Here is a 14,652-nt window from a genome sequence, read left to right on the forward strand (position 1 = left end):
TCGTTGGCGGCTGGTTCAGAGGAATTCCGGGGCGAGGAAGTACGGCTTGCCCGGTTCGATGGTGACGCCGCGGACGGGGGCGATTTGGCGTAGGTCGAAGGCGCCGGGCAGCTTCATGGACAGCAGGACATCGAGGAAAGACGCCCGCTGCGAGTAGGAGACGATGGCCGGGGCGGTGGCGTTGCTGAGTTCGGTGGCTTTGGCGATGGCGTCGTCGAAGTAGCCGAGTTGGTCGATAAGGCCTTCCTGGAGGGCGCTGTCGCCAGTGAGGACGCGCCCGTCGGCGAAGGTGGCGGCTTTGACGGCATCGACGTTGACAAAGGCCTTGCTGCGGCCGTCGGCGACGACCTGGGCGAATTCGGTGAAAGTCTTGAGGATCAGTTCTTGGACGTATGTTTTTTCGAGTTCGGTGCGTGGTCTGCCGCCGTTGAGCATGTCTTTCATGGCTCCGGAGCGGTAGACTTCGGACTGGACGCCGATTTTGTCTAGCAGGGCGGTGTAGTTGAGGGTGGACATGATGACGCCGATACTGCCGGTGAAAGTATGGCGGTTGGCGATGATCCAGTCGCTGCCGGAGGCGATAAAGTAGCCGCCGCTGGCACCGATGGCGTGCATGCAGGTGACGACGGGCTTGCCGGCGTCGCGGCATTGGCGGACCTCGTTGAGGATTTCGTCGCTGGCGGTGACTTCGCCGCCGGGGGTATTCATGTCGATGATGATGGCGACGACGCTGTCGTCCTCGCGGGCGTAGCGCAGTTCATTGCAGATGCGGCGGGCGCTGGCGGCTTGATAGATGTCCGACGAAGTGATGACGCCGTTGACGCTGATGACGGCGATGGTGTCCAGGCCGAAGCCTGGTCGGATGACTTCGGTGACAATCTTTGGGGCGGGTTTGGTGATAGTGTTGCCCGAGGTGAAATCGAATTTGTCCATGGCGCTGGTGATGGCGCCGATGACGGCCATGGTGGCGAAGAAGGCGATGGCGCAAAAGATGATTGCCAACAGGCAGCCGATTTTGCCGGCGCGGCTTTTGCGTGGTGGCGGCTGTTGATGGAGCAGCGGGCAGCAGGGCGGCTGTGCGGACGGTGGTGGCGGCGGCGGTGTGGGCATGGGCGGCGGCGGTGTGGGCATGGGCGGTTGGTAATTGGCTGCTGCTGGGCTGGTGGTGGCGTTTTGATCGGTGTTGTCGTTCATGATCGTCACTTCTCCAGCTGAGAATTGTTTGGGATGATATTTGCGGGGCCGGGGGTACGGCGGGAGCTTCTTTCCCGGGTGCCGTAGTCGTCTCTGAGTTCGTAATCGACGCCTTCGCGGGCGAGTCGTCCGTAGAGGACTTTGAGGTAGCCGGTATCTCTGGAGAGGGTTGGGATGCCGGTTTCAGAGACGTAGTACTGTTGTTGGCGGAGTTTCACTTCGCCGGCGACCATGCTGTAGATGGCGTATGAGTAGAGTCTTGGGCGTACTTGGACGAGGACATGGATGGCGCTGCTGCTGTCGGCGTCCATCTGTGGTTTTGAGCCGGAGATATAGGGGCCGATGCGGAAAGTGCCGTAGACATTGTCGTCATCTTCGACGCGTAGGCAGTAGATGGTGCCGATGCCGTCATTGAAGAGCATGAGTGAGACTTGCAGGCTGGCGATCAGGGCGGTGTCATTATCGGCAGGCAAGCCGATGTTTTTTTCCAGGATGCGGGTTCCTTCGCGGACTTCGAAAGTCGTGGAGTTTGACTGGTGGATATTTGGGAGGCGGGCGTGTTCGACGTTGGCGGAGACGGTATAGACGTCCTCGCGTTGCAGGTCATAGAGCGCGTTGAGGGTGAGGGTGAGTTCGCGGCGTTCGCCGGGGCGGAGGATGATGCCGCGGAGGGGATTGGCGTTGGGATCCAGGAGCGAGACGATGTTTCGGGACTGGGTGTCGATGGTGAAGGTGAGTTTGCCGGAATCCTGGAGGTCTTCGCCGCCGAAGATGAGGGTATTGCCGCTGTAGTTGTGGATCAGCAGGGTGAGGTCGATTTTTTCATAACGCAGGTAGCGTTTGAATTTGGCGTCCAGGCGCAGCCCGATTTGGGCGGCGGCGTTATGGGCGAGGACGAGGAGGAGTAGTGCGGGGAGCAGCCAGAGGGATCGGGTTGATGAATGCATGATGATGGTCCTATGTATGGCGCTGCAGTTTGGTGATGATGGTATCAGCGACGGCTGCGGGGTCCCAGCCTTTGCAGCACTCGCCGGGGCTGGTGGGGCAGACGCGCTGGAAACAGGGGCTGTTGGGGCATTGGCTGTGAATGATCTGGTGCAGGCCTTCTTCGCCGTAGGGGCCGGTGAGGGTCGGATCGGTGGCGCCGAAGAGGGCGACGCAGGGCAAGCCCAGCGCGGCGGCGATGTGCATGGGGCCGCTGTCATTGGTGAGCAGTGCCTGCGACTGTTCCAGGAGTGCAGCGAGAGTTAAGACAGCGGTGCTGCCGGCGAGGTTCGTTGGCTGGCAGATTATAGTCATGGCGCGGAGTTTTTCACCATCGGCTTGTTCGTTGGGGGCGCCGAGGAGCCAGCAACGCAGGCCGGGTTGACGCCGCGCGCATTCGTCAAGGACGGCGGCGAAGAAGGCCAGCGGCCAGTTTTTGCTTGGCCAGCGCGAGGAGAAGCCGACGGCGAGGATGGGGCCCGTGCCATGGAGTTTGGTCAGCAGGGCTGACGCTTCGGCGCGTTGCGCGCTGGGGATGGCCAGTGGCGGCCGTCGTTCGGGGGCGTCGCTGGGGAGGACCTGCCGTACGAGCGAGAGATTTTTGGCGACGGCGTGGCGGATGTCGGCGGGCACGCTGTATTTTTCCGTGTAAAAGAGCCAGGCGCCTTCGCGGGCGTGTTTGAAGCCGGCGCGGCGTGGGGCCTTGCTGAGTCGGCTGATGATGCCGCTGCGGAGGAGTCCTTGGAAGTCAATGGCGAGGTCGTAGGGTTCGGCCTGGAGGTCTTTGACGAAATTGCGCAGAGCCCTTGCGGAAGCGAGTTGGTGGCGGGGGAATTTGACGACGCGGTCGATGCCGGGGCAGAGTGCGGTGATGGCGGCGAGCTTGTCGTTGACGACCCAGGTGATCCTGGGTGCTTCGGGCAGCGAGCGCCGGATGAGGTCGACGGCGGGGAAGGTGTGAATGACATCGCCGAGGCTGCTAGGTTTTACGACCAGGATGCGCAATGCCGGTTCTCCGTGGTGGCGCGGTCGCGTCAGCAGCCGTAGCCGAGGCGTTCAGCGAGGCGCGAGGGCAGACCGGCGTCGAGTATTTTTTGCTGGCAGGTTTCGATATCGTAGGGGACGCGGTGCAGGGCGACAGTGTTGTCTTTGGTGTCGTAGGTGGCGAAGGACGCCCGGATATCGCCATCGCGGGGTTGGCCGACGCTGCCGACGTTGACGAGGTACTTGTGGTTTGGCATGATCCGCACCTCTTCGAAGCTGCTGGCGGTCACTTCCTGCTGGCTTTTGACATAGAGCATGGGCGTGTGGGTGTGGCCACAGAAGCAGAGGGGCATGCTTTGGTACTGGAGGCAGGTTTCGGCGCTGTAGCGGTCGAAGATGTAGCCCCACATGCGGGGGTTGTCGAGCGTGCCATGGACGAGCTGGAAACGGACGCCGCCAGGTTTGATGATGTCCTTGGTGTAGGGCAGGTCTTCAAGCCAGAGGCGCTCTTCTTCGCTGATTTGGGAGCGGGTCCATTTGACGGCCTGGGCGGCCTGGGGGTTGAAGCCGTAGAGTTCGAGCTGGAGATTGGCGACGTAGTCGTCGTGATTGCCTTTGATGACGGCTTCGGGTTTGAGGCCGCGGAGGATTTCCATGCACTCGTGGGGGTTCGAATTGTAGCCGACGACATCGCCGATGCAGACATAGCTATCGACCTTGAGTTCAGCTGCTCTGGCAAGGACGGCGGTCAGTGCCTCCAAGTTGCTATGGATATCGCCCAGAATTGCATATTTCATGATGACTGGCTACCTGTATGCATGGGGCGCACCCCGGTGGCTGATAGCACGGGAAGGCCGTTGGCTACTCATTCTCTGACTGAAATCCCCCCGCAGCCGGCGGCACAGGGCAAGCTATGTCGGGCGGGCGTGGTCGGTATTCGGGTTAAGCCGGAAGCCCTTGCCGGCGACCGGATGCAAACACTAACTTTATTCCATCTTGGCAGACTATGCAACCGGCGGACGCGGTGAAATCGGAGAGAGCGGGCGGATCGGACGGATGTTACCGCTGGGCGCTAATGGTCGTTCGCACGCTTTGTGGGGGGTGGCGCCCTCCGGGCGCTGACCTTTTTTGTTTCTTCTGCCCTGGGTTGCGGCGCCCTACGGGCGCCTCACCCAGGGTTATGCATGGTGCGGCCCTGCGGGCCGAATTTGGCTGATCGGTCTGATCGGTCTGATCTTCTGTCTTTTATCGCGGACGGATCGGACGGATCGGACGGATGTTACCGCTGGGCGCTATTGGTCGCTCGCACGCTTTGTGGGGGGTGGCGCCCTCCGGGCGCTGACCTTTTTTGTTTCTTCTGCCCTGGGTTGCGGCGCCCTCCGGGCGCCTCACCCAGGGTTATGCATGGTGCGGCCCTGCGGGCCGAATTTGGCTGATCGGTCTGATCTTCTGTCTTTTATCGCGGACGGATCGGACGGATCGGACGGATGTTACCGCTGGGCGCTATTGGTCGCTCGCACGCTTTGTGGGGGGTGGCGCCCTCCGGGCGCTGACCTTTTTTGTTTCTTCTGCCCTGGGTTGCGGCGCCCTACGGGCGCCTCACCCAGGGTTATGCATGGTGCGGCCCTGCGGGCCGAATTTGGCTGATCGGTCTGGTCTTCTGTCTTTTATCGCGGACGGATCGGACGGATCGGACGGATCGGACCGATCGACGATTTGATCAGTCGGATCAGTCTGATCGGTCTGATCGGTCTGATCGGTCTGATCGGTCAATTATTGAGGCTGTGGATAGGTGCGGGGATATGTCCACCGAAGCGGATGAAGCGTGCGGATTTACCGGCATTGGGTACGTGCATGACGGTGCCGCCGCCGAAGAGGCCGCCGAATTCGACGCGGTCGCCGGCTTTTTTGCCGGGGACGGGGATGAAGCGGACGGCGGTGGTTTTCTTGTTGATCATGCCGATGGCCATTTCGTCGGCGATCATGGCGGCGATAGTTTCTGGGGGGGTATCGCCGGGGATGGCGATCATATCGAGGCCGACGGAGCAGACGCAGGTCATGGCTTCGAGTTTTTCGAGGGTGAGTTCGCCATTGGCGGCGGCGGCGGAGAGTGCGGAGTCTTCGCAGACGGGAATGAAAGCGCCGCTCAGGCCGCCGACGGACTGCGAGGCGAAGGCGCCGCCTTTTTTGACGGCGTCGTTGAGCATGGCGATGCAGGCGGTGGAGCCGGGCGCGCCGATGGCGTCCATGCCGAGGATCTGGAGGATTTCGCCGATACTGTCGCCGACCTTCGGTGTTGGTGCCAGTGAGAGATCGACGATGCCGAAGTTGATTTTGAGTGCCTTGGCGACTTCGCGGCCGATGAGTTCGCCGCAGCGGGTGACGCGGCAGCTAGTCTGCTTGATTTCTTCGGCGAGGTCATCGAGGCCGAGGTTTTCGGCGCCTTCGCGGGCGATGCGGCGTTCGAGGGCGCGGAGGACGACGCCGGGTCCGCTGACGCCGACGTTGATGACGGCTTCGGGTTCGCCGTGGCCGTGGTAGGCGCCGGCCATGAAGGGGTTATCTTCGGGTTGGTTGGCGAAGATGACGAGTTTGGCGCAGGCGAAGCCGTCCTGGTCGCGGCTTTTTTCGGCCATGTCTTTGAGGATATGGCCGAGTTGGCCGACGGCTTTCATGTTGATGCCGGCGCGGCTTGAGGCGACATTGATGGAGGAGCAGACCTTGGCGGTGCTGATCATGGCTTCGGGGAGGGTTTCGAGCAGGGTTTGATCGGCGGCGCTGCAGCCTTTCTGGACTTGTGCGCTGTAGCCGCCGATGAAGTCGATGCCGACGGAACGGGCGCCCTGGTCGAGTGCTTTGGCGAGGGCGACGAAGCCGTCGGGGCCGTGGCCAGCGGCGACATCGGCGGCGGGGCTGACGGCGATGCGTTTGTTGACGATGGGCACGCCGTATTTATTGACCATGGTTTCGCAGGTATCGACGAGCTGTCCGGCGTAGCGTTCGATTTTGTCAACGACGCGGCGGCACATGACATTGACTTCCTGGTGTCGGCAGTCCATCAGATTGATGCCCATGGTGATGGTGCGGACGTCGAGATTTTCCTTTTGGACCATATCGACGGTGTTGATGATTTGATCGGAGCTAATCATGGTGTGTTTTCCTGGCACCAGCCGAGCTTTGCCGGCCAGAACTGGTCGGTGAGGTGGTTGATATGTTCAAGGATGAGGGTTGGTTTGACGTCGCCGAGGGTGGGCATGGGGCAGCCATTGAGGACAAGCATGGAGCGCATGCCGAAGTTTTGGGCGAAGCGCATGTCGGTGTTGACGCGGTCGCCGACCATGATGATTTCCTCGGGGCGGACTTGGAAGCGCTCGCTGATGAGGTCAACGAGCCAGTGGTGGGGTTTGCCGGCGATGGCTTGGATGATGGTGCCGGGGCGGGCGGCTTTGAAGTACTCGATGAGCATGCCGGCGTCGGGAAAGGGGCCTGGGCAGACCTGGTCGGGGTGGGACGCGTAGATGGGCAGGCCGGCCAGGACCAGCTTGGTCGCTTCGGTGAGCTTGGCGAAGGTCAGCTCCTTGTCAAAGCCGATGAGCAGGGCCTTGGCTTGGTCGAAGCTGTGGACGAAGCCCTGGCTTTCCAGGTAAGCGCGGAATTTGCGGGTGCCGAGGATGTAGATTTCGGGGCCAACCTGGAGTTTTTTGAGCATGAGGCACGTTGCTTCGCAGCTAGTGACGACATTGCGGTGAGCGAGTTCGAGACCGAGTTTGCGTAGCTTGTGGTAGTAGGCGCCCGGGCCGATGGAGCTATTATTGGTGAGGAAGCCGTAGTCGAGGGACGAGTGGCGGATTTTGCTGATCAGCTCTTTGACGCCGGGGAAGAGCACGCCGTCAAGGTAGAGCGTGCCGTCGAGGTCGAAGAGGATGAGTTTGGCTTGGGGCGTGGTGGTGGTTGGAGTCATGGCGTAACAAGGGCGTGGCTGGTGTGGGTGTGCTCGGTTTTGCCGACTTTTCTCGGCTGTCGTCGCCGCGCGGGGGGTCAGGGCTTGTCATCGGGAATATCGAAGGGCTGGAGATTCCAGATGTTCTTCGCGTATTCGGCGATGGCGCGGTCGGAGGAAAATTTGCCAGCGCTGGCGACGTTGATGACGGCGCGGCGGTCCCATTCCCGGCGTTTGCGGTAGAGGGCATCGACCTTGTCCTGGGTGTTGGCATACTCGCGGAGGTCGGCCAGGTGCATGTAGTAGTCGCCCTGGTCGAGGAGATTGCGCAGCAAGGGATCGAAGATGCCTGGCGTGAGCATGCTGAAGACGTTTTTGCGGATATTTTCGAGCACGTGCTGGATTTCGAGGTCGTGGTTGTAGACATCCAGAGGCGAGTAGGTGCGGCGGAAGGTCGGCACGTCGTTGGCGCGGAGGCCGAAGATGAAGATATTGTCATCGCCGACTTCCTCGTGGATTTCGACGTTGGCACCGTCCATGGTGCCGATGGTGAGGGCGCCATTGAGCATGAGCTTCATATTGCCAGTGCCGGATGCCTCGGTGCCGGCGAGTGAAATCTGTTCGCTGAGGTTGGCGGCCGGGATGATGGCTTCGGCCAGGGACACGCGGTAATCGGGCAGGAAGGCCACGGTGAGCTTTTTGCGGATGCTCGGGTGGTTGTTGATGAGCTCGCTGACGCCGTGGATGAGGCGGATGACCAGTTTGGCCGTGGCGTAGCCCGGGGCGGATTTGCCGGAGAAAATGAAGGTGCGCGGATGAATGTCCATGCCGGGGTTTTCGACCAGGCGGTTGTAGAGCATGATGATGTACAGGGTCAGCAGCAGCTGGCGTTTGTACTCGTGCATGCGCTTGACCTGCACGTCGAAGATGGACTCGGGGTCGACGACCAGATTGAGGGTGTCTTTGATGACCTTGGCCAGCGCGACCTTGTTCTGTTGCTTGACGGCGTAGAATTCGTCGAGGAAGCCATTGTCGTCAGCCAGGGGTTTGAGTTTTTTCAGTTCGGCCAGATTGCTGATCCATGCGTTGCCGATATTTTTGCTGATGAGCGCGGCCAGGCCGGGGTTGGCCTTGAGCAGCCAGCGTCGCGGGGTGATGCCGTTGGTGACGTTGGTGAATTTGTCTGGCCAGAGTTCGGCAAAGTCGCGGAAGATGTCATTTTTGAGGATTTCGGAGTGTATTTTGGCGACGCCGTTGACCTTTTTGGCGCCGATGAGGGCGAGGTTGGCCATGCAGACCTTTTGGACGTTGCCTTCTTCGATGATGCTCATGCGGCGAAGGCGGTTGATGTCGCCGGGGTAGTGTGAGCTGACGAAGCGGAGGAAGCGGCTGTTGATTTCGAAGATGATCTGCATGTGTCGGGGCAGCATGCGGGCGAAGAGGGGCAGTCCCCAGCGCTCAAGTGCTTCGGGGAGGACAGTGTGGTTGGTGTAGCCGACGCATTCGCAGACGATGTGCCAGGCGTCGTCCCAGGGCATGTCCTCTTCGTCGAGGAGGATGCGCATGAGTTCGGGGATGACGAGGGTGGGGTGGGTGTCATTGAGCTGGATGAAGACTTTTTCGGGCAGGCGGCGCCAGTCGTCGTTGTTGGCGCGGAAATTGCGGATGATATCGCGGAGGGTGCAGGCGACGAAGAAATACTGCTGGCGCAGGCGCAGCTCCTTGCCCTGGTCGTTGTCGTCGTTGGGGTAGAGGACTTTGGTGAGGTTTTCGGCAATCACCTTGGTTTCGACGGCTTCGATGTAGGAGCCGCGGTTGAAGTCCTCGAAGTCGAATTCATTGTCAGCCTGGGCGGACCAGAGGCGGACGGTATTGACATTTTTGCCGCCGTAGGCGACGACGGGCAGGTCGAAGGGCACGCCAATGACGCGTTCGCTGGGGGACCAGCGCCAGACCTTGCGGCCGTGGATGTCGACGATGACGGCCTGGCCGCCGAACTGGACATGGACGCTGAGTTTGGGGCGCTTGATTTCCCAGGAGTAGCCGTTGCGGCGCCAGTTGTCGGGCTCTTCGACTTGGGCGCCATTGACAATTTTTTGTTTGAAGATGCCGTAGTCGTAGCGGAGGCCGTAGCCCATGCAGGGCAGTTTCATGGTGGCCATGGAATCCATGAAGCAGGCGGCGAGGCGTCCGAGGCCGCCGTTGCCGAGACCGGCGTCGGTTTCGACGTCGCGGATTTTTTCCCAGCTGATTTCCTTGTCGCTGAGGACCTTTTTGGCTTCTTTTTCGAGCTGGAGGTTTTGGACGTAGGTGGTGAGGAGCCTGCCGATGAGGAATTCGAGTGACAGGTAGTAGACCTGTCTGACGTTGGCGTGTCGGTATGCGTCCTGGGTATTGATCCAGCGTTCGACGAGGCGGTCTCTGATGGCGAAGGAGAAGGCGAGGTATCTTTCCAAGTCGGTCAGTTCGTCAGGGCTGGCAGCGAGGGTATATCTGAGGTGCCATTCGAAGTCGTCGCGGAGGCCATCGGCATCCATGCGGATGCGGGGTTGGCCGGCGCTAACTTTTTTATCGGTCATAGCTTATTTTCTCCATTTGGGTAATTGTCATAATATGCTTCCTAAGTGCCGCATATACAAGGAGGAAAGCCGATTGCGGTCAGCAAACCGGTAATCGGTCACTCATTGATATTGGCTGCACGACATGCCTCTGTCTGGCGCGGTGGGACGCGCCTCGCCTCGCCAATGTGGCGCCCTCGCGGCGACGCCCCGGGACGATGCTCGCACCACGGCCGGAACATGGACGCGGGAGGGGACAGGTCGGAAACGTCAGCGTGGGGCTGTTCGGGTGTCGTGCGAGGAGCTAACCTATCGTGATGGTGCGGGCGGGACGCCCGCACCACGGCTGGGAGACGGGTCGGGTACGGTCGGCGTGGATGACGAGGACGGTATAATGAGCCGTCTTGTCGGAGTGGGCGAGACGCCCACTCCACGGCTGGGAGACGAGCCGGGTACGGTCGGCGTGGATGACGAGGACGGCGAGACGACAGTCGGGGCATGTTTTTGCCAGCGCCGTCCGCATCAGATGGTGTTAGGCATGCTGAGGCCCTGAGCGACGGTGAGGTCCTGGGCGTGGCAGAGGGCGAGGGCCAGGGCATCGGTGGAGTCTAGCGCGATTTGCTCGGTGCTGATGCTGAGGAATTGGGCGACGAGCAGCGCCACCTGCTGTTTGCTGGCGTTGCCAAAGCCGCAGATGGACTGTTTCACGCGGCGGGGCGCATATTCGAAGATGGGCAGCTCATGTTCGGCAAGGACGGCGATGACGGCGCCGCGGGCGGAACCGAGGACCATGGCGGTGCGGACGTTTTTGCAGTAGAAGGCGCCTTCGATGACGGCGACCTGTGGGTGATAGAGTGCGACGAGTTCGCGGATGCCGCCGGCGAGGCGGCGCAGACATTGGCTGACGGGGTCCTTGGCCTGGTTGCGGATGACGCCGCAATCGACGGCGCTGAGTTTGTTGCCATGGACGTCGACCAGGCCCCAACCGGTGCAACGCAGGGCGGTATCGACGCCAAGGACGCGTTGCTGGGGGGCGGCGTTGGCTAGGGTTGGGCGTGCGGCGAGCTTTTCGGCGCCGGTGGCCGTTGGGCTCTTGGCCATGGCGAGCCATTTTTCCAGTTGGGCCTGATTGCGAATGCGCATGACACCTGTTTCTGCCGGGGGCGGGACGATGAAAGGCTGGGAAAGACGGTGCATACTATAGCGTCATCGCGGGCACCTGCGCCCGTTTGGCGGTGTCATGGCGATGGCGGTACATCCAGGTCAGGCAGAGGCAGGAGCAGATGGGGAAGATGGTGCAGCCGAGGATGGCGGCGCGGAGACCGAGTTGTTCGAGGCTGAGGCCTAGTTGGGTGGCCAGGTTGGCCATGGCTTGGTGTTGAGGGAGCAGGTCGGTAATGAGGCTGGCGAAGTAGGGGCCGATGGACGCGCCGCTGTCGCCGCCGGCGGCGAGGATGGCGAACATGGCGGTGCCGGCCATGGGGAAGCGCGCCGCGCTGAGGGACAGGGTTCCCGGCCAAAGCATGCTCACGGCGAGGCCGCAGAGAGCGCAGAGCACGAAGGACAGCAGGGGGATGGTGGACAGGGCCACGCCGATGTAGCAGATGATCGCCAGAATGCTGCCGGCAATCATGACCAGATTGACATTGAAGCGCGCGCCATAGTTGCCGTAGATGGCGCGGCCGGTGCCCATCATGCCGGCGAAGGCGCAGACGCCGGCGATGTCGCCGGTGACTTTCGGCAGCGCCATGGCTTTTTCGAGGAAGGCTGATATCCACTGGGCGATGATCAATTCGGTGGCGCCGCCGACGAGGATGGCTATCATGGCCACGCGGAAGAAGGGCGTGCGCACGATGTGGGCGATGCCTTGTTTCTGGTCTTCGGGCACGACGGGCACCATTGGCGCGCGGTAGAAGAGGACGGCGTCAATGGCGGGGAGGACGAGCCATGCGGCGACGATCCACTGCCAGCGTTCGGCGCCGAGGGCGAAGAGCAGGAGCGTGGTGACGAGGACGACGCTTAGTTGTCCCCAGCAGTAGAAGGAATGCAGGAGGCTCATGGCGGCGGCTTTTTCGTCGGTGGGCACGGCGTTGACGATGGGGCTCAGCAGCACTTCGAGCATGCCGCTGGCGCCGGAGAAGATGATGGTGCCGACGATGAAGCCTGGGTAGGGATTCAGGGGCAGGAAGACCGGTGCGAGCGCGAAGATGACGAAGCCGAGGATGGTCAGGAAAGGCGTGGCCATGATGAAGGGCCGGTAGCCGTAGCGGTCGACCGGGTGGCTGAGGATGAGGTCCATGGCCAGCTGGGTGAGAAAATTGATCAGCACCAGCAGGCCGAGCTGCTGATAGCTGAAGCCGTACATTTCCCGCAGCGGGATGAAGAGAATGGGGGTGAGATTGACCACGAGGGCTTGCACCACGAAACCCAGATAACAGGCGCGGATGGTGAGGCGGTAGCTGGGTTCGGGCGGTGGCGTGCCGGCGGCGTGCTCGGAGTGTGTGGCTGGGCCGGTGATGGCTGCAGATTGATCTGCGGGGTGGTTGCGGTGGGCGTCACTGCGGGGCATGGCGGTCCTTACATCAGCACTGGTGAAAAGCAATGGCGGCAGGTGGGAAAGACTGCGCCCGGCAAGGCGGGTTGTGGCCGTGCCGGGCGCGGGATGGCTTGTCGTGTACGAAGCCTGCTTACTTCCAGGTGTAGACGAGCTGGCCGAAGTAGGTGGTGTCAAGGCGATCGACGTTGGCGCCGACTTGGTTGTTGTAGTCGTTGCTGATGCCAAGACGGATGAACCAGTTCTTGGTGTTGCCGATGGGAATGCTGACGGCGCTTTCGTGGAAGATACGGTAGTTGTCAATGTTGTCGAAGGCGGGGGTGTAGGTCAGGTCGGTGACCAGGAGGCCCCAGTCCTGCAGTTTGATCTCGTGATGGTAGCCGAAGTCCATGCCGAGGCTGCTGTCGTCGTCTTGAAGATCGGCGTAGGTCTTGTACTGATAGCTGAGACCGGCACGGAGGCGGATCTTGAGTTCGTCCTTGTCGACCATGTAGTAGCCGTAACCGCCGACGCCGGTGAAGTAGAAGTCGAGGTTGTTGATCTCGTCGTGTTCGAGTTCAGTACGGGTATACCAGGAGTGTTTGCTGGCCTTGATGCGGCGTTCATAGTCGGCGCCGGCGATGATTTCCTGCTCGTTTTTGATGCCGTTTTCGCGGGCATAGCGGGCCTTGAGGTACAGCAGCAGCTTATCTTCGGGGCCGGTGAGGGTGCCTTTGGCGTGACCGCCGACGCCGAATTTTTCAGTATTGCCCGTTTTGCCGGCGATATTCAGGCCGGCTTCGTAGGCCCAGACGCGGCCGGGGGGCGGCGGGGGAATGGTCGGGTCGGCGGCGCCGACGGGCCAAATGGCGACGACGTCGGACATGGGCAGCTGGATCTGGCCGAGGCTGCTGGTGATGCTGGCTTTGCCATCGCTGGTCGGGACGATGACGGCGGAGACCTTGTTGCCATCGGCGGTATTGACCATCACGGGCTGGTCGCTGGTCATGCTGGCGACGTGTGCGCGGTCAATGCTGAGCTCGCCGGCAAATTCCGTCGTGATCTTCACTTTGCCGTCAAAGACCTGCAGATTGTTGCCCTTGATGACGCTGCCGTTGTTCAGCACGATTTGGTCGGCCCAGGCGCTATGCATGGCCAACGCCAGAATAACCAGTCCAGCGACAATTTTCTTCATTTCTACTCCTGTTTTATGTTCCTTGGTGGACGGCCGAAACCCTTTCCCTAATTTGGGGATCGGGAACTATATAGTAAGAAGCAGCATTTGCAACGGCTATTTACTTGTAGCGTTCTTGCTGAAGGGCGTGGCGGGTTTTATGTTAAGCGTGTTTTCACGCATGGTATTATGACCGGAACAACAAGAGACCCGCCGTCGCTTTACGGGCGGCGGCGCCAAGCAGGAGAAAGACGATGTACTATACTGGATTTGCAGACGAGGCGGCCAAGGATGTGGCGGGACAGATACGGGCGACCAAGGCGCTGGGCTGGAGCAACATTGAGTCCCGCGCCATTGACGGGGTGAACATCCACAATTTGCCGGACGAGCGCTTTGCGCAGGTTGCTGACGAGCTAGACGCTGCGGGCGTGAAAGTGAATTGTTTTGGTTCGACGATTGCCAACTGGGGCAAGAAGATCACGGATCCTTTCGACTCTTCGTTGGAAGAGACGGCGCGGGCCATTCCGCGGATGCAGCGCCTGGGCACCAAGTTGATCCGCATCATGAGCTTCGCGCGATTGGACGATCGCGAGCCGGACGACCAGATGGAGCAAGAGCGTTTTCGGCGTCTGCGTGAGCTCACCAAAATGTTCCTAGACAACGGCATCCAGCCGGTGCACGAGAACTGCATGAACTACGGCGGCATGGGCTGGCCCTTTACGCTGAAGATGCTGGAGAATGTACCCGGCCTGAAACTGGTTTACGACACGGGCAATCCTATCAGCACGGACGACAAATCCAAGCCGAAACCCTACCCGAAGGAATCCAGCTGGGAATTCTATTCGCACGTCAAGGAACACATCGTCTATATCCACATCAAGGACGGCCATTTCGACACCGCCAAGAACGACCTGGTCTGCACCTGGCCGGGCGAGGGCAATGGCGATGTGCGGCGGATTCTGGCGGACCTGCTGGCCAGCGGCTATGACGGCGGTATCTCCATTGAGCCGCACATGCAGGTGGTTTTCCACGATGCGTCCATCAAGGCCGATCCGCAGGCGATGTTCGACAACTACGTCGAGTACGGTCGGCGCCTGATGAAGCTGGTCGAGGAATGCCGCGCGGGCCGCTGAGGCACTGACGGCGTGCACGGCAATGGCCGGGCTGGGGCGACTTTGGGGCTGTTCGATAATTACATTTGCCGCTATACCCAGGCACGCTGAAAGCTTGCAACAACCAGCCAGGGGTTGCGCTGTGTGGCAACCCCCGGAACACGCCTTCCACA

General features: G+C 61.0%; 11 protein-coding genes. 1 reads left to right on the top strand and 10 read right to left on the bottom strand.

Going from position 1 to position 14,652, the window contains the following annotated elements; all coding sequences use genetic code 11:
- Positions 1–15: 15 nt before the first annotated feature.
- The 10 genes from sppA to J3R75_RS09820 all read right to left on the bottom strand — a co-directional run bounded on the left by sppA (position 16) and on the right by J3R75_RS09820 (position 13,388).
- A complete protein-coding gene (sppA, locus tag J3R75_RS09775) occupies positions 16–1,194 on the bottom strand; it encodes a signal peptide peptidase SppA (protein WP_307261344.1) in 1,179 nt (392 codons plus the stop codon).
- Positions 1,195–1,199: 5 nt separating this feature from the next.
- The gene (locus tag J3R75_RS09780) at positions 1,200–2,141 is read right to left on the bottom strand and encodes a hypothetical protein (RefSeq protein WP_307261345.1); all 942 of its coding nucleotides are present in this window, start codon (positions 2,139–2,141) and stop codon (positions 1,200–1,202) included.
- Between the two features lie 10 nt (positions 2,142–2,151).
- Positions 2,152–3,183 carry a glycosyltransferase family 9 protein gene (locus J3R75_RS09785; protein ID WP_307261346.1) on the bottom strand — a complete coding sequence of 344 codons (1,032 nt, stop codon included), beginning with the start codon at positions 3,181–3,183 and terminating at the stop codon, positions 2,152–2,154.
- Positions 3,184–3,212: 29 nt separating this feature from the next.
- Positions 3,213–3,959: a metallophosphoesterase family protein gene (locus tag J3R75_RS09790; protein ID WP_307261347.1), complete on the bottom strand. Its 747-nt coding sequence runs from the start codon at positions 3,957–3,959 to the stop codon at positions 3,213–3,215.
- Positions 3,960–4,931: 972 nt separating this feature from the next.
- A complete protein-coding gene (locus tag J3R75_RS09795; protein ID WP_307261348.1) occupies positions 4,932–6,311 on the bottom strand; it encodes a PFL family protein in 1,380 nt (459 codons plus the stop codon).
- Positions 6,308–7,123, bottom strand: coding sequence for an HAD-IIA family hydrolase (locus J3R75_RS09800; protein ID WP_307261349.1), 816 nt, complete (start codon positions 7,121–7,123; stop codon positions 6,308–6,310). The genes J3R75_RS09795 and J3R75_RS09800 overlap by 4 nt, the downstream gene beginning before the upstream one ends.
- A gap of 77 nt (positions 7,124–7,200) precedes the next feature.
- Positions 7,201–9,681, bottom strand: coding sequence for a glycogen/starch/alpha-glucan phosphorylase (locus tag J3R75_RS09805; RefSeq protein ID WP_307261350.1), 2,481 nt, complete (start codon positions 9,679–9,681; stop codon positions 7,201–7,203).
- Positions 9,682–10,182: 501 nt separating this feature from the next.
- Complete coding sequence (gene ruvC / locus J3R75_RS09810) at positions 10,183–10,803, bottom strand: crossover junction endodeoxyribonuclease RuvC (RefSeq protein ID WP_307261351.1); 621 nt, start codon at positions 10,801–10,803, stop codon at positions 10,183–10,185.
- 55 nt (positions 10,804–10,858) lie between these two features.
- The gene (locus tag J3R75_RS09815; RefSeq protein WP_307261352.1) at positions 10,859–12,229 is read right to left on the bottom strand and encodes an MFS transporter; all 1,371 of its coding nucleotides are present in this window, start codon (positions 12,227–12,229) and stop codon (positions 10,859–10,861) included.
- A gap of 118 nt (positions 12,230–12,347) precedes the next feature.
- Positions 12,348–13,388 carry a DUF481 domain-containing protein gene (locus J3R75_RS09820; RefSeq protein WP_307261353.1) on the bottom strand — a complete coding sequence of 347 codons (1,041 nt, stop codon included), beginning with the start codon at positions 13,386–13,388 and terminating at the stop codon, positions 12,348–12,350.
- 233 nt (positions 13,389–13,621) lie between these two features.
- Here J3R75_RS09820 and J3R75_RS09825 point away from each other — a divergent pair, with 233 nt between their 5' ends.
- Complete coding sequence (locus J3R75_RS09825) at positions 13,622–14,500, top strand: sugar phosphate isomerase/epimerase family protein (RefSeq protein ID WP_307261354.1); 879 nt, start codon at positions 13,622–13,624, stop codon at positions 14,498–14,500.
- Positions 14,501–14,652: the final 152 nt, after the last annotated feature.

The sequence above is a fragment of the Oligosphaera ethanolica genome, from assembly GCF_030814695.1.
Classification (GTDB): domain Bacteria; phylum Verrucomicrobiota; class Lentisphaeria; order Oligosphaerales; family Oligosphaeraceae; genus Oligosphaera; species Oligosphaera ethanolica.